The following is an 18032-nucleotide window of genomic DNA, read 5'->3' as shown; positions in this document are numbered from 1 at the left end:
CGCCTCCACACCGACTTTCGGACAAATCGGGCCGAAAGAATCGATGTTCTTTCGCTACACTCAAAACCATGCCGCCCTCCGGACTCCACCTCACGACGCTCGGTCACCGCATCCGCCACCACCGCCTGCAGAAGGGGTACACGCTCGACGAGCTCGGCGCCGTCGTCGGGGTCGCCGGCTCGCAGCTCAGCCTCATCGAGAACGGCAAGCGCGAACCCAAGCTCTCCCTGCTCCAGGCGATCGCGCACGCCACGGGCACCGAGGTCACCGACCTCATCTCCGGCGAGCCGCCCAACCGCCGTGCGGCGCTCGAGATCGAGCTGGAGCGCGCGCAGGAGAGCCCGGTGTTCCGCCAGCTCGGCGTCGCGCCCGTGCGCGTCACGAAGGGCATGAGCGACGAGACCATCGAGTCGATCCTCGGGCTGCACAACGAGCTGCAGCGGAGGGAGCGCGAGGCGATCGCGACCCCCGAGGAGGCCAGGCGTGCGAACACCGAGCTGCGGCTGCGGATGCGCGCACAGAACAACTACCTGCCCGAGATCGAGAAGCTCGCCGAGAAGCAGCTCAAGGCGGCCGGGCACACGCAGGGGGCCCTCACCCACCGCACCGTGAGCATCATGGCGGAGAAGCTCGGCTTCGAGCTCATCTACGTCAACGACCTGCCGCACTCCACCCGCTCGGTCACCGACCTCGAGAACGGCCGCATCTATCTGCCGCCCGCCTCCATCCCCGGCGGACACGGCCTGCGCTCGATGGCACTGCAGGCCATGGCCCACCGCCTGCTCGGGCACACCCCGCCCACCGACTACGCCGACTTCCTGCAGCAGCGCCTGGAGATCAACTACTTCGCCGCCTGCTGCCTGATGCCCGAGACCGCCGCCGTCGCTTTCCTGCAGCAGGCGAAGAAGGACCGCAACCTCGCCGTCGAGGACTTCCGCGACGGCTTCGGCGTCACGCACGAGGCCGCCGGCATGCGGATGACCAACCTGATGACGCAGCACCTGGGCATGTCGCTGCACTTCCTGCGCGTCGACTCGACCGGAGCCATCACCCGCGTCTACGAGAACGACGGGCTGCCGCTGCCGATGGACGTCACCGGCGCCGTCGAGGGCCAGCGCGTGTGCCGCAAGTTCCAGGCGCGCTCCGCCTTCACGCAGCAGAACCGCACGGTCGAGCACCACCAGTACACCGACACCCCGTCCGGGACGTTCTGGTGCTCCACCCAGACCGGCTCCTCCACCGACGGCGAGTTCTCCGTCACGGTCGGCGTGCCGTTCGACGACGCCCGCTGGTGGCGGGGCAGGGAGACGAGCGACCGCGCCGTGTCGACGTGCCCCGACGAGGCGTGCTGCCGGCGCCCCTCGACCGAGCTGACCGAGCGCTGGCAGGGGCGGGCGTGGCCGAGCGCTCGCGTGCACACGCACATGTTCTCGCCGCTCCCCCGCGGCGCCTTCCCCGGCGTTGACGACAACGAGGTGTACGACTTCCTCGCGCGGCACGCGAGCGAGTGATTAAGATATATTCAATTCACTCATTGCCAGCCTCCCAGGGAGCCCCGTGACCGAGCAGACCCCCGCCGCCGACACCGCAGCGACCGAGACGTTCACCTCGCGCCGCCACCGCATCACGGCGGGTGGACGCACGCTCGACTACACGGCGGGCGCCGGCACCGTGATCGTGCGCGACGACGAGCACACCCCGCTCGCCAGCGTCTTCTACACGTCCTACGTGGCCGACCGCGAGGAGGGCGCTGCGCCGCGACCGGTGACCTTCCTGTTCAACGGCGGACCCGGCTCCGCCAGCCTGTGGCTCAACATCGGCGGCTTCGGCGTCAAGCGCACCCCCACCAACACGCCGAAGGCGACCCCACCCGCTCCCTACGCGTGGGGCGACAACCCGCACACGCTGCTCACCGAGTCCGACCTCGTCTTCATCGACGCCCCCGGCACCGGCTACTCGCGACTGCTGGGCGACACCGCGCCCGCGCAGGTATGGGGCGTCGACCAGGACGTCGACGCGTTCGCGAAGGCGATCACCCGGTGGCTCACCGTGACGAACAACTGGAACGCCCCGCGGTTCCTGTTCGGCGAGTCGTACGGCACCACGCGCGCCGCGTCCCTCGTGCACCGCCTGCAGAACCAGGGCCTCGACTTCAACGGCGTCGTGCTGCTGTCCACCGTGCTGAACTGGGGCGAGAGCAACCTCGGGGGTCCGCGCGAGTACATCAACCTGCTGCCCTCGTTCGCCGCGACCGTCTGGTATCACGGCAGGGCGCGCGCCGAGCACACCGAGCTGGAGCCGTTCCTGGTGGAGGCCAGGGCCTTCGCGCAGGGACCCTTCGCGGCCGCCCTGCTGCAGGGCGACCTGATCCCGTCCGAGGTCGAAGACGAGGTCGCCGCGCGCATGAGCGCCCTCGTCGGTCTCGATGCCGACTACCTGAAGAAGCACCACTTCCGCATCGGCATGGAGCAGTACCGCTACGCGCTGCTCGCCGACGAGGGTCGCGTGATCGGCCGCTTCGACACCCGCTTCACCGCCGAGCACCAGTACGTGGTGGGCGGCGGCTCGCACGACCCCGCCACCGACGACGCCGCCACCGCCGGGGTGAACAGCGCGCACCTGTCGACCTACCGCGCGCACCTCGTCGACGACATCGGCTACACCAGCGACCTGCACTACCGGCACCTGCACAACATGCCCATCTCGCGGGCCTGGGACTGGAAGCACAAGGCGCCGGGCGTCGACGCACCCCAGCTCGTGCCCGACGTGTCGCTCGACCTGTCGGCGGCGGTGCGGCGCAACCCGAACCTCCGCGTGTTCGTGATGGGCGGGTACTACGACCTCGCGACCCCGTTCTTCGGGCCGGAGGTCGACGTGGCGCACCTGTACCTCGCCCCCGCGCTGCGCGACAACATCCGCTTCACGTTCTACGAGTCCGGCCACATGACGTTCGTGGACGAAGATGCCGTCGTGCGCATGAAGAGCGACCTCGACGACTTCTACCGCGACGCCACCGCGCGCTGATGAGCGCACGCGAGACGACGGGCCGACTCGGAGAGCGGGAGTACGTCGCGCGGGTGGAGGAGCTGCCGCTGCGGCGCTCCGACGGCACGCCGCAGGGCACGCTGTCGGCGTTCAGCTATACGGTCGACGCACCCGGCCGGCCGGTGCTGTTCCTCACCAACGGCGGGCCCGGCGTCTCGTCGATCTACCTGCACCTGAGCGGCATCGGACCGTGGCGGGCGCGCGTCCCGGTGCACCCGGGCGACGCCGGACAGCCGCCGTACGGCATCGAGGAGAGCCCGTCGAGCATCCTCGACGTCGCCGACCTCGTGTTCTTCGACGCACCGGGCACCGGCTTCGGCACGTTCGCGGACGACGCCGACCGCTCGCTCTTCCGCACCGTGGAGGGCGACGCCGACGCGGTCGCCGTCGCGATCGGCGACTGGCGCGACCGGCACGGCCGCTGGGACGCGCCCACGTACTTCCTCGGCGAGAGCTACGGCACGCTGCGCGCGGCGTTCCTGGCGACGAACCCGCACAGCATGGACACGGCGCCCCTGGCCGGGATCGCGCTGCTCGGTCAGGCGGTGAACATCCAGGAGACGCAGGACCGGCCGGGGAGCATCGTCGGAGCCCTCGCCAACCTGCCCTACAAGGCCGCCACCGCCTGGTACCACGGCACGGGGTCGCGCGGGCACGCCACGGTCGAGGGCGCCATCGCGGACGCCCTCGACTTCGCGCGCGGCGACCTGGCCGCGGCCATGCTGCAGGGCGACGAGCTGCCGGCGGGCGACCGGGACGCGGTCGCCGCGCGGCTGTCCGCCATGATCGGCCTCCCCGCCGACGAGCTCGTGCGCGACCGACTGTGGATCAGCAAGACCGACTTCCGCGAACGGCTGCTCGAGGGCCAGGTGCTGGGCGTCACGGACAGTCGCTACCGTGCCCCCGCCGCCGACCGCCGTGTCGGCGAGCTCGGCCACGACCCCGCCGACACCGCGCTCTCCCCGCGCTACGTCACCGGGCTGTCGCGTCTGCGGCTCGACGTGTTCGGCGACGACTCCGCGCGACCGTACCGGGTCGTCGACACGGAGGCCGGCCGTGACTGGGACTGGCAGGAGCAGGGCGGCGCCGCGTTCCCCACCTACGGCCGACCGTCGCCGTTCCACACCTACCCCTACCCGGCGCGGCTCTCTCGGTGGATGAAGCAGAACCCGCACGCGCGGCTCTTCCTCGGCACGGGCGTGTACGACGCGCTGACCACCGTGGGGGCCGCCGACCACCTGCTGCGGCACTTCGGCCTGCCCCGCGAACGCACCACCTCGCACTGGTACCGGGCCGGGCACATGATGTACAGCGACCCGGCGGTCGCGGCGCAGCTGAACGCCGACCTCCGCGCGTTCCTGACGGCCTGAGGCAGGGCTCAGGCGCTGAGGCGGCCGAGCGCGAGGGCGGCGAGCGCCGCGGCCTGATCCGCGAGCACCGCGTCGTCGAACACGACGGTCGGCGAGTGGTTCGGGGACGCCGTCTCCAGGTCGACCTCGTCGGGGGTGGCGCGCAGGAACAGGAACGCGCCCGGCACCTGCTCCAGCACGAACGAGAAGTCCTCCGACCCCATCACGGGGTGTGCGGTCTCCCACACCCGCTCCTCGCCGAACAGGCCGCTCAGGGTGCTGCGCACGTGCGCGACGGCCTGCGGGTCGTTCACGGTGGGCGCGCACAGGATGGTGACGTCGACCTCGACCGTGCAGTCGTGCGCCGCCGCGATCTCCTGCACCAGGGCGGGGATCTCGGTCTGCACGCGGGCGCTGTTCTCGTGCGAGAGCACGCGCACCGACGCCACGAGCGACGCCGTGTCGGAGATGATGTTGCGGGCGGGTCCGCCGGCGTGCAGCTGTGTGACGCTCAGCACCACCGGGTCGAACACGTCGAAGCGCCGCGTGACGAACGCCTGCAGCGCCGTCACGAGCTCCGCGGCCACCGGCACAGGGTCCCGCGTGAGGTGCGGGGCCGACGCGTGTCCCCCGGACCCGGTGATCGTGACCTCCACCTCGATCGCGCCCGCCATCAGCGCACCGGGTCGCGTGGAGAACACCCCGAACTCACCGGGGACCACGTGGATGCCGAACGCGGCCACCGGCCGCGAGCCGGTGACGTCGAGCAGTCCCTCGGCCAGCATGCGGGTGGCACCGTCGCCGAGCTCCTCGCCCGGCTGGAACATCAGGAGCACGTCGCCGTGCAGTTCGTCGCGACGGGCGGCGAGCAGCTGCGCCGCGCCGACGAGGCCCGCCACGTGCAGGTCGTGTCCGCACGCGTGCATGCGCTCCCCGGTGGCGGCATAGTCGAGACCGGTCTCCTCGGTGAGCGGCAGTGCGTCCATGTCGGCGCGCAGCAGCACGGTCGGGCCGGGATGCGCGCCGCGGATGACGGCGGCGATCGAGCTCAGTCCCGCGCCGAGGGTCACCTCGACGCCCAGCGGCTCGAGCGCATCGAGGATCCGCCGCTGCGTGCGCGGCAGTTCGAGCCCGAGCTCCGGATCGGCGTGGATCGCGCGGCGCAGGCCGACCAGACCGGGGAGCAGATCGCGGGCGTCGTCGCGCAGACCGGTGGTGGGGTGGAGCAGGGGCATCAGTGTCCGATCGCGTGCAGGAGGTGGTCGGTGCCGGCGTTCTGGATGCGCGGGATCGCGGCGACGAGGGACTGCGTGTAGGCGTGCTGCGGATTCGACACGATCTCGTCCGCGTCGCCGTGCTCGACGATCCGCCCCTTGCGCATCACGGCCGTGGTGTCGGCGATGTACCGCACGGCGGCGAGGTTGTGGGTGATGAACAGCACCGACAGCTCCAGCTCGCGCTGCAGATCGCGCACCAGGTTCAGCACGGCGCCCTGCACCGACGCATCGAGCGCCGACGTGATCTCGTCGGCGATGATGAGCCGCGGCTTCACGGCCAGACAGCGGGCGATCGCGACGCGCTGCCGCATGCCGCCGGACAGCTGAGACGGATACTGGTCGACCGTGCCCGGCTTCAGGCGCACCAGCCGCAACAGCTCCTTCACGCCGTCGGCGCGCGCCTTGGCGTTGCCGCTGCCGTGCAGCGCGAGCGCCTCGTCGAGCGTGTCGCCGACGGTCATGCGCGGATTCAGCGAGGAGTACGGGTCCTGGAAGATCATCTGCACGTCGCGGGCGCGCGCGAGGCGCTGCCGCCCGGTCGCCGGTCGCAGCTCCTCGCCGTCGAGCAGCAGGCGTCCGGCCGTGGCCGGCTGGAGACCGGCGATCACGCGCGCGATGGTGGACTTGCCCGAGCCGGACTCCCCGACCAGTCCGACGATGCTGCCGTGCGGCACCGTGAGCGACACGCCGTCCACGGCGTTGAACGACGAGTCGCCGTGCCCGAAGGTCACCACCAGATCGTCGACGACGAGCTCGGCCATCAGCGCACCTCCTGCGTGGTCTGCGTGGTCTGCGACCCGGTGAGCACGACCGGCTCCCCGAGGATGCCCTCGATCGGCACGCCGTCCTGCGGGTGCCAGCAGGCCACGCGACCGCCGTGACCGTGGGCCACCGGCTCCGGGGTGACCGCGCGGCACTGCTCGGTCGCGAACGGGCAGCGCGGAGCGAACCCGCAGCCCACGAGCGGCAGCGAGAGGTCCGGCGGCTCGCCGGGGATCGTCGCGAGCGGCTGGGTGCGATCGGTGTCGAGGTCGGGCAGCGACTCGGCGAGCGCACGCGTGTAGGGGTGCGCGAGCTTCTCGGGCGTCGCGAGCAGGCGCACGTCCACGTCCTCCACGATGCGTCCCGCGTACATCACCAGGATGCGCTGGCACAGCTCGGCGAGCACGGCGATGTCGTGCGACACCACGATCGCGGCCGCCCCGGTCTGCTCGCACTCGCGGCGGAGCAGCGCGAGCACACGCTGCTGCACCGTGACGTCGAGGGCCGTGGTGGGCTCGTCGGCGATGATGAGTCGCGGCTTGCCGATCTGCGACATCGCGATGAGCGCGCGCTGCCGCATGCCGCCCGAGTACTCGTGCGGGAACTGCCGGGAGCGCCGCTCCGGCTCGTCGATCGCGACGTCCTTCAGCGCGGCGACGGCCTTCTGATGTGCGGCGCCGCGGGCATCCCTGGCGTGGAAACGCGGGATCTCGGCGAGCTGCGTGCCCACGCGCAGCGCCGGGTTGAGCGCCGTGAGCGAATCCTGGAACACGACGCCGATCTTCGTGCCGAGCCGCTTCTTCATCACGGCGGGCGGCAGGTCGAGCACGTCGTCGCCATCGAAGCGCAGCTCCTGCGCGGTCACGGCGGCGCCCGCGGCGGACAGCTGGGCGACCGCCATCAGCGCCACCGACTTGCCGCTGCCGGACTCGCCGACGACGCCGACGATCTCCCCCGGTGCGACCGAGAACGAGACGTCCTGCACGGGACGCACCCAGCCGGACGGCGAGGGGAACGAGACCGACAGGCCGTCGACCACGAGCAGCGCGTCGTCGTCGGCCACCCGCTCGCGGGCCTCGACGCGCGGCGCGGAGCCCAGCTTGCGCCGGGAGAGCACGCTGCCCTTGCCGTGGCTGCGCAGGTGCGCGGCGAGCGACTCGCCCAGCGTGCCGAACGCCACGCCGGCGAACACGACGGCGACTCCGGGGCCGACCACCGCGGTCGGGTTGGTGTACACCTGGTCGAACGCCTCGCTGAGCATGCGGCCCCAGTCGTAGTCCGGCGGCTGCACCCCGACGCCGAGGAAGCTGAGGCTGGAGAGCGCGAGCAGGCCGCCGCCGATCGACAGGGTGACGTTGACGATGATGGGTTCGGCGATGTTCGGCAGCACGTAGCGCGTGAACTGCCGTCCGCGCGAGACGCCCATCATGCGCGCCGCCGCCAGGTACTCCGATCCGCCGACGCGCGACGACAGCGTCTGGGCGAGGCGGGCGAACGACGGCACCATCGTGAGGCCGAGCGCGATCACGGCGGACGACGAGCTGGGCCCGAGCAGGATCACGGTCAGCATCGCCACCAGCAGCACCGGGAACGCCAGCCATGTGCTGATGACGGAGCTGAACAGGCGCTGCACCCGCGGTCCGAGCACCGACGGGAGGGCACCGAGCAGCAGACCGAAGACGAGGCCGATGACGGTGGCGATCAGCGCCATCCCCAGCGACAGCCGTGCGGCGACGAGCGTGCGGAGCAGGAGGTCGCGCCCGAGGCCGTCGGTACCGAGCGGGTGCGCGGCGCTGGGTCCCTGCAGCAGCGCCGACGTGTCGGTCTGGTTCGCCTGCGCGCCCCAGATCTCCGGGGCGAACAGCGCGAGGAACACCAGCACGAGCACCATGACGGTGCTGATCGCGCCGAGCGGGTTGCGCAGGAAGGTGAGGATCGAGCGCATCAGGTCGTCTCCAGGAGGGTGGTGCGCCGGTCGAGGAGCGACAGCACGATGTCGACCGCGAGGGTGATGACGAGGATGATGGCCGCGTACACGAGCGCGAGACCCTGCACGATGCCGTAGTCCTTCGTGGCGATGGCGTCGACGAACGCCGAGCCCAGACCCGGCCAGTTGAACACCTTCTCCACGAGCACGCTGGAGGCGACCATGGTCGACAGCAGCGTGCCGCCGATCGTCAGCGTGGCGGTGAGCATGTTGGGCAGCGCGTGGCGGAAGTACACCCACGACGCGGGGATGCGCTTGGAGCGGGCTGTGCGCACGTAGTCGTCGGACAGCGTGTTCAGCGCCTCGACGCGGGCGATGCGCGACAGCGACGCCCACGAGGCGACCGTCATGGCCAGCACCGGCAGCACGTACGACGCGGGGCCCGAGCGTCCGGCCACGGGGAACCAGTGCAGCCCCACCGCGAAGATCACGACCAGTGCCACGCCCAGGAGGTACTCCGGGATCGCGGCGATCACGCCGGTGATGCCGGTGAACGTCACCTCGACGCCGCGGCGTCGGTTGCCCTGCGTGAGGATCGCGATGCCGAGGCCCACGGGCACGGCCACCAGCAGCACGATCACGAACGAGATGCCGGCGAGCTCCAGGGTGGCCGGGAGACGGTTCTGCACGAGCTCCGACACCGACCGTCCGGTGATGAGGGACGAGCCCAGATCACCCTGGAGGATGCCGGTGAGATAGTTCCAGAACTGCACGATCAGCGGGTCGTTGAGACCCAGCTGATCGCGCCGGGCCTGGACCACGGCCTCGTCGGCCGTCGCGCCGAGTGCGGCGCGCACGGGGTCGCCGCCGGATGCCCTGAGCACGAAGAACGCGACCGCGATGATCACGAACATCGCCACCAGCATGCGCAGCGCGCGGCGGAGGAGGAATCTCAGCCAGGGGTTGCCGTGGCGGCGCTTCCGAAGAAACACCGCCACGGTATCCGTCCTGGCGGACGCGTGGTCCAGCATGCGGCTCCTAGCCTCGGAGGCTCGTCGGGATCAGCAGTCCGTTGGTGGTGACCTCGAACTCCACGCCCGCTCCGTACAGCGTGCTCGTGGACTCCGCGAACGGCATCACCTCGAGGTTACCGATCGCCGAGGCCTGCGCGGCGGTCCACGCGTCGCAGCTGTCCTCGCCCGCCAGCTGCTGCGCCTCGGCCGTCAGGTCGAAGAACTCCTGGTTGGTGTTGTACGTCCAGTTGCCGCCGTCCGGGGGGAACGGACCCGAGAGGATGCCGGCCCAGGTGGAGGGCAGCGTGGTGGAGATCGGGGCCCAGATGAGGTCCCAGTCGCCGCCCTGGAAGATGACGTCGGTGTACGACGACGACGGTGCCGGAGTGACCTCGACGCCGATCTCGCCCAGCTGCTGCTGGATGAGCTCGATGCCGGCCACGACCGACTGCGCCTCGGTGGACGGGTAGACGAAGGTGAGCTCCAGCTTCGCGCCGTCCTTCTCCCGCACGCCGTCGGCGCCCACGGTCCAGCCGGCCTCGTCGAGCGATGCGGCCGCCGCGTCGGCGTCGAAGCCGATGAGCGACGTGGTGGCATCCGCCCCGACGCACACCGCGGTGAACGAGGAGACGAGCGAGGTCATCAGCTCGCCGCGACCACCGGTGGAGACCGAGGCGACCTCGTCGCGGTCGATGCCGCCGGCGATGCCCTCCCGCACCAGCAGGTCGTTGGTCGGGCGTCCCTCCGACTGGTTGAAGAACATCAGGCCGGGACGGGCGGGCACGTCGATCGTGAACAGATCGCCGCTCTCCAGCCGGTCGCGATCTGTGCCGCCGACCTCGGCGACGTTGATCTCGGAAGACAGGAGCATGTTCGCGCGCGTGGGCTCGGTGTCGACGACCTCCAGCTCGACGGTCTTCGGCAGCCCCTCGGTGTCGCTCGTGACGTCGCCGGGACCCCACGTGTAGTCGTCGCGCAGGGCGAGCGTGTAGGTCTGCCCGGGCGAGGAGTCCTCGAGCGTGTAGATGCCGGTGCCGACGGGGGTGGAGTCGAGCGACGCGGGGTCCTCGATGCCGGCCGCGCACACGACCGGCATCTGGCCGATGTTGCTGAGCAGGAAGCTCTGCGGCTGCGCGCTGGTGAACGTGACGGTGCGCGAGGCGTCGTCGGCCTCGACGGTCAGGCCCTCGGCGGGGAAGTAGACACCGGAGTAGGGCGATGCCGTCTCGGGGTCTGCGGCGTAGTCGAACGAGGCCTTGACGTCGGAGGCGGTGAGCTCGGAGCCGTCCGTGCAGACGATCCCCTCCTTCAGCACGAACGACACCTCGGTCGTCGACTCCGTCCAGCTCTCGGCGAGCAGGCCCTCGGCGTCCTTGCCGTGGGCGAACGACATGAGGGTCTCGTACAGGTAGGCCGAGACCTCCTGCCCCGCCTGCGTCGCGTTCGTGATCGGGTTGAGCGAACCCGGGTCGGCGGCGATGGCGATGGTGGCCTTCTCGACCGCTCCGCCTCCTGACCCGTCTCCCCCGCCGGCGCAGCCGGTCAGGGCGAGTGCCGTCACGCCGACGACCGCGGCTACGATGCTGCGTCTCATGGGTGTCCTCTCTTCACGGAACCCTCGGGCGGGTTCCAACTCATTGAATATTATGAATTGCTCTTTATTGCCTCGTGTCGGCGGTGTTTCGGGTTTGTTACCGGTCACGAGTGGTCGTCGAGAAGGGCGGCGGCGCCCATCACCGACTTCAGCTCGAGGAACTCCTCGAACCCGTGCACGCCGCACTCCCGGCCGACGCCCGACTGCTTGTACCCCCCGAAGGGAGCCCCCACGTCGAGCCCGGCGCCGTTGATGCCGACGGTGCCGGTGCGCATGCACAGCGCGACCTCGAGGGCGCGTCGAGGGTCGCTCGACCACACGCCGCCCGACAGGCCGTACACGCTGTCGTTCGCCAGGTCGACAGCCTCATCGACCGTGGCGTACGGAGTGATCGTGAGCACCGGACCGAAGACCTCCTCGTGGAAGATCCTCATGTCGGGTGTCACATCGGTGAAGATCGTGGGCTGCACGTAGGCGCCGCCGGCCGTCGGTTCGACGATATCGAGGCCGCCGGTCAGCACGCGCGCACCCTCGGCGATCGCCGTCTCGATGTGCGACCGCACCCGCTCGCGCTGCAGCGCCGAGGCGACCGGCCCGGTGGCCGTCCCCTCCGCGCGCGGGTCGCCGGGCGCCCAGCCCGCCGCGGCCTCGACGGCCGCGCGCTCCCACGCCTCCCGCATGCCCTCCGGCACCAGCACGCGCGTCTGCGCCGCGCAGGTCTGTCCGGCGTTCGCGAAGCACGAGGCGAGGACCCCCCGCACGGACTCGTCCAGCGGCGCGTCGTCGAGCACGATCGCCGCCGACTTGCCCCCGAGCTCCAGCGCGACCTTCTTGATGGTCGCGGCGGCGGCGCGCGCCACCTGCTCCCCCACCTGGCGCGAACCCGTGAAGGTGACCATGTCGACGCCGGGGTGCGCCACCAGCGGCGAGCCGACACCGGCGCCGTCGCCGTGCACGATGTTCACGACGCCGGCCGGCAGCCCGGTCTCGCGGAGGATGTCGCCCACGATCGCGGCGTTCAGCGGCGCGACCTCGCTGGGCTTGAGCACCACGGTGCAGCCGGCGAGGATCGCGGCGCCCACCTTGAGCATGATCTGGTGCAGGGGGAAGTTCCAGGGCGTGATCGCGGCGACCACACCGACCGGCTCCGCGACCACGAGGGAGTTCGAGACCGCCTCGCGCTCGACGTGCGCGCGGGCGGCCTCGACCAGCCGGGCGAGGTCGGCGATCGCGACCCCCACCTGGGCGGAGCGCGCGAACGCGATCGGCGACCCCATCTCCGCGCTCAACGTCGCAGCGAGCAGCTCACGGTGGCGCGCCAACCCCTCGGCGAGCGCCTCGACATGAGCGATCCGCTGCGACATCGGCGTCGTCGACCAGGTGCCGAACGCGCCCGCGGCCGCAGCCGCCGCACGATCCACATCGGCGGGGCCGCCAGCCACGACGGCACCGATCACGGTGCCGTCGGCCGGGCTGACGACATCGATCGAGGCCTGCCCTGCGGCATCCTCCCTGATGCCGGCGATGTCGTGCCCGATGACCATGTCAGACCCCCGCCTGCCGCACGAGATGCGCATCGGGGGCGAGCGGCGCCGGGCGCGGCACACCCTCGTGGATCAGGTGCCACGGCGACGGGAACTCGCCGACCGGCACGTTGATGAGGATCGGCTCGTTCGCGGGCACGGCGTCGGCCAGCACCCCCGAGAGCTCCTGCGGGGTGGTGGCCCGTGCGGAGCGGATGCCGAACGCCTCCGCGAGCGTGCCGTAGTCCGGATTGGTGAGGTCGCTGGCGAAGTAGCGTGCCCCGTACCGGTTCTTCTGGATGCGGCGCACGTTGCCGTAGAACCCGTCGTGGAACACGATCGTCACGAGGCCGAGACCGTAGCGCTTGGCCGTGGACAGCTCCTGCAGCGTCCAGGAGAAGCCGCCGTCGCCGTTCACCGACACGACGGCGCGGTCGGGGTCGGCCGCCTTGACGCCGAGGGCCGTGGCGAAGCCGTAGCCGAGCGTGCCCTGGTAACCGGGGCCGATGTAGGTGCGCGGCTGGTACGCCGGATAGCAGGCGCTGGCGGCGTAGCCCACCTGCGTGAACTCGCTCACGAAGACGCCGCCCTCGGGGAGCGCGCCGCGGATCGCGGACAGGTACTCGCGCTGCGGGGCGATGTCGGCGAACTGCGCGGCGAGCCAGGTGCGCACGCGGGCGAACTCGCTCTCCCGCGAGTCGCGCGCCGCGGTGCCGACCTCGGCGGCCAGGGCGGCGAGGGCGAGGCGGGCATCGGCGTGCAGCGTCTGCGCGGCGGCACGCGGGCCCTCGAGGTCGGCGGCCTCCGCGTTCACGAGGATCACGGGGGCGCCGTTCGTGTCGACCTGGGTGCCGAACGTCGAGACGAAGCGCGTGCCGACGGCGAGCACCAGGTCGGCGTCCTCCCGGAACGCGCGGAGGGCGAGCGCGTCGAAGGCCAGACGGTGGCGGGCGTCGAGCGCACCGCGGCCGTTCTCGGTCATGAGCACGGGGGCCTCCAGTGCCTCGGCGAGTGCCTGGAGGGCGACCGATGCGTTCGCGGCGAGCACTCCCCCGCCCACCACGATCATCGGGCGCTTGGCCGCGAGCAGGCGGGCGGCGGCATCGCGGATCTGCTGCTCCTCCGGCACGAGGGGTGCGTCGGCGACGCGCTCGGCCGCGACGGCACGTGAGGTGGCGGCCAGCACGTCCGGCGGCACCTCGAGCGCGACGGGGCGAGGGCGGCCGCTGCGCAGCTGCGTGAACGCCTCGCGCACGAGCCCGGGGATCTCATCGGCGGAGCGGGCGGTGCCCGTCCATTTCGTGAGGCGCTGCAGGATGCCCGTCTGATCGGGGATCTCGTGCAGGGCGCCGAGTCCGCGGCCGATGGCCTGCGAGTCGATCTGCCCCGCGATCAGGAGCATCGGCGAGTTGGCCGAGTAGCCGGTCGCGACGCCGGAGAGGGCGTTGAGCACGCCGGGGCCCGGCACGACCATCGCGACACCGACGTCGCCGGTGCTCCGCGCGTAGCCGTCCGCCATGTAGGTCGTGGCCTGCTCGTTGCGCGCGCAGATGAAGTCGACCTGGTCGGTGCGGGCGTGGAGGGCGTCTGCGGCGGCATCGAGCTGGACGCCCGGGATGCCGAAGATCCGTGAGACTCCCTGGTTGATGAGGGAGTCTGCGAGCAGATCGCCACCGGTGGGGTCGGTCATCTGTTTCCTCTCGTGAGCAGCATTGCGTGATTGACTGTATTAGATACATTCAATTACTGCAAATAGGAGAATCGCCCGCCGCCACCGCCCCGGCGCGGCAGGCGCTCCTTAGGATGTGAGAGATCCGCTCCACAGCCCCGCTCCGACCGAAGGATCCCCGTGGCCAGCACCCAGGAAGAAGCGCGCACGTTCCAGCGCGTCGCGCCCGCGCAGTCCGTCGCCGACCGCGTGGTCACCGAGGTCGAGGCGATGATCAAGACGGAGGGTCTCGAGCCGGGTCATCGCATCGGCACCCGCCAGGAGCTGTGCGAGCAGTTCGGTGTGGCGCCGGCCACGCTCGGCGAGGCGCTGCGGGTGCTGCGGGCGCGCGGCTCGGTCGATCTGCGCCCGGGTCCCGGTGGCGGCATCTTCGTCGCCGACCAGTCCCCGCTGATCCGCCTCGCGCACAGCGTGCTGCGGCTGCGGCAGACCGGCGCTCCGGTGAACGACGTGATCAAGGTGCTGGACGCGCTCGACGAGGCCGTCATGCAGGACGCGGTGCAGCACCGCACGGACGCCGACATCGCCGATCTCGAAGCCGTGATGGCGGAGCTGACCGAGCACTGGCACGACCCCATCGAGGGCCTGCACGGCAACTGGCGGCTGCACCGGCGGATCGCCGAGATCTCCCCCAACGCCGTGCTGCGTACGTTCTACCTCAACCTCGTCGACTACATCGAGGGTGAGACCGCGGGAGCCGCGACCGACGACGCCCTGGCCGTGCCGGGCTTCCGGCAGGACACCGACGAGCGCCTGCGCATCCACGAGGCCCTGATCGACGCGATCCGCTCCGGCGATGTGAAGGTCGGCCGCAAGGCCGTGCTGGACCACCGCACGCTCGGTCGCTGACACGCGCGCCCCTCGTCTCGCTCCGCTCACTCAGGCAGCATCCCGGCGACGAGACGACGGGCGCCTACGCGTCGCCGACTCCGACGTGGCGCCAGGCGAGCGCCGCGAGAGCCGCGGCCTGATCGCCCAGCACCGCGTCGTCGAACCGCGCATGCGGCGAGTGGTTCATCGGGATGTCGTCCTGGTCCACATCCGGCGGGGTCGCGCACAGGAACAGGAACGTGCCTGGCACCTCCCTGAGCACGAACGAGAAGTCCTCCGACGCCATCCAGGGCGCATCGATCTCCTCCACGCGGTCCTCGCCGAACTCGGCGCGGAGCACCGCTGCCGCCGCCGCCGTCTCCTCGACCGTGTTGACCGTGACCGGATAGCCGACGATCACCTCGACGTCGGCCGTGCAGCCGTGCGCCGCGGCGATGCGCTCGATCAGCGGCGGCAGCTCGGCCTGCGCCTGCGCGATCGACGCCTCGGACAGCGTGCGCAGGGTCGCCGCGAAGCCCGCGTCCTCGGGGATCACATTCGTGATCTCCCCCGCGAACAGCGTCGTGACCGACAGCACCACGGGATCGAACACGTCGATGCGGCGCGTGACCCAGGACTGCAGGGCGAGGATCAGCTCGGCCACCACGGGCACGGGATCCACGGCCTGCTGCGGCCTCGACCCGTGCCCTCCCCTCCCGTGCACGCGCACCCGCAGCACGTTGGCGCCCGCCATGATCGTGCCGGACTTCAGCTGGAACGTGCCGCGCGCGCCCGGACCCACGTGGATGCCGTAGGCGGCCTCGACCCGCGTGCCCGCGGCGTCGAGCACGCCGTCGCGGATCATGAGCGGAGCCCCGCCGCCCGCTTCCTCGCCGGGCTGGAACATGAAGACGACGGAGCCGGCGATGCGGTCGCGCCGCCCGGCGAGCAGGCGTGCGGCCCCCACGAGTCCGGCCACGTGCAGGTCGTGCCCGCACGCGTGCATCGCCCCGTTCGCCGACGCGTACTCGAGCCCGGTCTCCTCGACGATGGCGAGCGCGTCCATGTCTCCGCGCAGGAGCACGGACGGGCCGTCGGTCGCGCCGCGCAGCACGGCTGTGACCGAGCTGAGGTCCGATCCGGTCGTGATCTCCAGGCCCAGGCCGTCGATCGCGTCGAGCACGGCGCGCTGCGTCAGCGGCAGGTCGAACCCGGGCTCGGGGATGCGGTGCAGACGACGGCGCAGCTCCACCAGCTCCGGCTGCAGGCGTGCAGCGTCGTCGTGCAGCGTCATCCGTTCCCCTCCTGCACCGCGGACGGCGCCGAGTACACCGTGCGCCCGTCGATGAGCACCTCCCGCACGGTCGAGGCGACGTCGAGCGGGTCTCCGGTCCACAGAACCACATCCGCGTCGCGGCCGGGCTCCAGCGCGCCGACCCGGTCGTCGATGCCGGCGATGGCCGCGGCCGTCGAGGTCATCGCCGCGAGCGCGGTCTCCCTCGGCAGCCCGGCCCGCACGGCCACGGCCGCCTGCATCGCGAGCAGGCCGATGGGCACGACCGGGTGGTCGGTGGTGAGCGCCACGCGCACACCCGCCGCGGCGAGCGCGGCGAGGTTCGCGGGATCGGCTTCGCGTACCTCCACCTTGGAGCGGCTCGACAGGATGGGTCCGTAGATCACGGGCACGTCGCGCGCGGCGAGGATGCCGGCGAGCTTGTGCGCCTCGGTGCCGTGATTGAGGACGAGGCGCAGCCCGAACTCGTCGGCGATGCGCAGCGCCGTGGCGATGTCGTCGTGCCGGTGCGCGTGCTGCTCCCACGTGAGCGTGCCGTCGAGGGCTTCCGTGAGCGCCTGCTTTCCGAGGTCCACGGCGAACGGCGTGCCGTCGGCGCGGGCCTTGTCACGCCGGACCGCGTAGTCCTGCGCGTCGCGCAGCGCCTGACGGATGACGAGGGCGATGCCGAGCCGGGTCGACGGCAGCTGCTTGCGCTCCCCGTAGGCCTGCTTGGGGTTCTCGCCGAGCGCCGACTTCATGCCGAGCGCCGCGCGGATCACCTGCTCGTCGACCGAGCGCCCTCCCGCCGTCTTGATGGCGACGCTCTGCCCGCCGATCGGGTTGCCCGATCCCGGCTTCACGACCACGGCGGTGATGCCACCGGCGAGCGCGTCGCGGAAGGCGATGTCCTCGATGTTGACGGCGTCGATGGCCCGCACGCCGGCGGTGACCGGCGACGAGACCTCGCTGCCGTCGAACCCGGCGGGGCCGTTGGCCTCCTCGTGCGCGCCGATGTGGCTGTGCGGGTCGATGAGGCCGGGCAGCACCCAGCATCCGGCGGCGTCGATCACCCGGGCGCCCTCGGGCACGGCGAGCCCTGTGCCGACGGCCTCGATGCGCCCGTCGGACAGCAGCACGGTGCCGCTCTCGATCTCCTCGCCCAGGCCCGTGACGACCCGCCCTCCCACGATCGCGACGGCATCCGTCATGCGTTCTCCTCGTCTTCCTCGGCGCGACGCTCGACCAGCTCGCGCGTCTTCGTCAGCAGCTCGTCGACGTCCAGGCTGAGGATGCCGGCGGCCGGGTCCACGCGCACCACGATGCCGTCGTCGCACCGGGGCGGCTCGCCGCTCAGGTCGACGAGCGGATCGTCGACCCAGATCCACGGCAGACCGTCCGCGTACCGGCGGATGTGGGCGAGCTTGTCGAACTGCACGGGCAGGAACGGCCACGGCTCCTCCGGCAGCTCGAGCGGCTCGCGGAACGCGGTGTGCGCGTTGTGGCCCCACTCCGACGCCCACACGATGTCGAAGTGCTCCGCCAGCTCGTGCAGCCGCTGCGCCGCGGCGTCGGGGATGGCGACGTCGCGCACCCACCGCCCCCACGCCGACAGGTGGTGCGTGCTCACCGGCACGGCCGGCTCGCCCTCGATCACGACGACGTCGCTGATGCCCAGCACGAGGACCGGACGGTCCCCGCGGGGCGGCCGCGCCGTGTACTTGGCCATG

14 protein-coding genes are annotated in these 18032 nt (G+C 71.6%); 4 read left to right on the top strand and 10 right to left on the bottom strand.

Annotation, left to right across the window (positions count from 1 at the left end):
- Positions 1-68: 68 nt before the first annotated feature.
- Genes KV394_RS10575 through KV394_RS10565 form a run of 3 tightly spaced genes read left to right on the top strand, consistent with a single transcriptional unit; the run spans position 69 to position 4415 of the window.
- The gene (locus KV394_RS10575) at positions 69-1511 is read left to right on the top strand and encodes an XRE family transcriptional regulator (RefSeq protein ID WP_136029081.1); all 1443 of its coding nucleotides are present in this window, start codon (positions 69-71) and stop codon (positions 1509-1511) included.
- A 46-nt stretch (positions 1512-1557) separates the two neighbouring features.
- A complete protein-coding gene (locus tag KV394_RS10570; RefSeq protein ID WP_247981410.1) occupies positions 1558-3024 on the top strand; it encodes a S10 family peptidase in 1467 nt (488 codons plus the stop codon).
- Positions 3024-4415 carry a S10 family serine carboxypeptidase-like protein gene (locus KV394_RS10565; protein ID WP_247981409.1) on the top strand — a complete coding sequence of 464 codons (1392 nt, stop codon included), beginning with the start codon at positions 3024-3026 and terminating at the stop codon, positions 4413-4415. The genes KV394_RS10570 and KV394_RS10565 overlap by 1 nt, the downstream gene beginning before the upstream one ends.
- An 8-nt stretch (positions 4416-4423) precedes the next feature.
- Here KV394_RS10565 and KV394_RS10560 read toward each other — a convergent pair whose 3' ends face one another.
- The 7 genes from KV394_RS10560 to KV394_RS10530 all read right to left on the bottom strand — a co-directional run bounded on the left by KV394_RS10560 (position 4424) and on the right by KV394_RS10530 (position 14180).
- The gene (locus KV394_RS10560; protein ID WP_247981408.1) at positions 4424-5629 is read right to left on the bottom strand and encodes a M20 metallopeptidase family protein; all 1206 of its coding nucleotides are present in this window, start codon (positions 5627-5629) and stop codon (positions 4424-4426) included.
- Positions 5629-6432 (bottom strand): ABC transporter ATP-binding protein, encoded by an 804-nt coding sequence (locus KV394_RS10555; RefSeq protein ID WP_247981407.1) that lies wholly within the window; start codon positions 6430-6432, stop codon positions 5629-5631. The genes KV394_RS10560 and KV394_RS10555 overlap by 1 nt, the downstream gene beginning before the upstream one ends.
- Positions 6432-8378: a dipeptide/oligopeptide/nickel ABC transporter permease/ATP-binding protein gene (locus KV394_RS10550; RefSeq protein ID WP_247981406.1), complete on the bottom strand. Its 1947-nt coding sequence runs from the start codon at positions 8376-8378 to the stop codon at positions 6432-6434. Before KV394_RS10550 ends, KV394_RS10555 begins: the two co-directional genes overlap by 1 nt.
- On the bottom strand, positions 8378-9391 hold the full coding sequence (locus tag KV394_RS10545; protein ID WP_136044970.1) for an ABC transporter permease: 1014 nt from the start codon (positions 9389-9391) through the stop codon (positions 8378-8380). The genes KV394_RS10550 and KV394_RS10545 overlap by 1 nt, the downstream gene beginning before the upstream one ends.
- Positions 9392-9398: 7 nt before the next feature.
- Positions 9399-10967, bottom strand: a complete 1569-nt coding sequence (locus tag KV394_RS10540) for an ABC transporter substrate-binding protein (RefSeq protein WP_136029067.1) — start codon at positions 10965-10967, stop codon at positions 9399-9401.
- 104 nt (positions 10968-11071) lie between these two features.
- Positions 11072-12511, bottom strand: coding sequence for an aldehyde dehydrogenase family protein (locus tag KV394_RS10535; RefSeq protein WP_247981405.1), 1440 nt, complete (start codon positions 12509-12511; stop codon positions 11072-11074).
- Between the two features lies 1 nt (position 12512).
- Entirely contained in the window at positions 12513-14180 is a 1668-nt protein-coding gene (locus KV394_RS10530) for a thiamine pyrophosphate-dependent enzyme (RefSeq protein ID WP_247981404.1), read from the bottom strand.
- Between the two features lie 159 nt (positions 14181-14339).
- Between KV394_RS10530 and KV394_RS10525 the strand changes: the two genes are divergently transcribed.
- Positions 14340-15068: a FadR/GntR family transcriptional regulator gene (locus KV394_RS10525; RefSeq protein WP_136029061.1), complete on the top strand. Its 729-nt coding sequence runs from the start codon at positions 14340-14342 to the stop codon at positions 15066-15068.
- 64 nt (positions 15069-15132) lie between these two features.
- Here KV394_RS10525 and KV394_RS10520 read toward each other — a convergent pair whose 3' ends face one another.
- Genes KV394_RS10520 through KV394_RS10510 form a run of 3 tightly spaced genes read right to left on the bottom strand, consistent with a single transcriptional unit; the run spans position 15133 to position 18031 of the window.
- Positions 15133-16323, bottom strand: a complete 1191-nt coding sequence (locus KV394_RS10520) for a M20 metallopeptidase family protein (RefSeq protein WP_247981403.1) — start codon at positions 16321-16323, stop codon at positions 15133-15135.
- On the bottom strand, positions 16320-17513 hold the full coding sequence (locus KV394_RS10515; protein WP_247981402.1) for an amidohydrolase: 1194 nt from the start codon (positions 17511-17513) through the stop codon (positions 16320-16322). Before KV394_RS10515 ends, KV394_RS10520 begins: the two co-directional genes overlap by 4 nt.
- Complete coding sequence (locus tag KV394_RS10510; RefSeq protein ID WP_136035537.1) at positions 17510-18031, bottom strand: hypothetical protein; 522 nt, start codon at positions 18029-18031, stop codon at positions 17510-17512. Before KV394_RS10510 ends, KV394_RS10515 begins: the two co-directional genes overlap by 4 nt.
- Position 18032 lies beyond the last annotated feature (1 nt).

This window comes from Microbacterium sufflavum (assembly GCF_023101165.1).
GTDB lineage: Bacteria > Actinomycetota > Actinomycetes > Actinomycetales > Microbacteriaceae > Microbacterium > Microbacterium sufflavum.
Note: the sequence above shows the minus strand (reverse complement) of the source record. Positions and strands in the feature narration are given on the sequence as shown.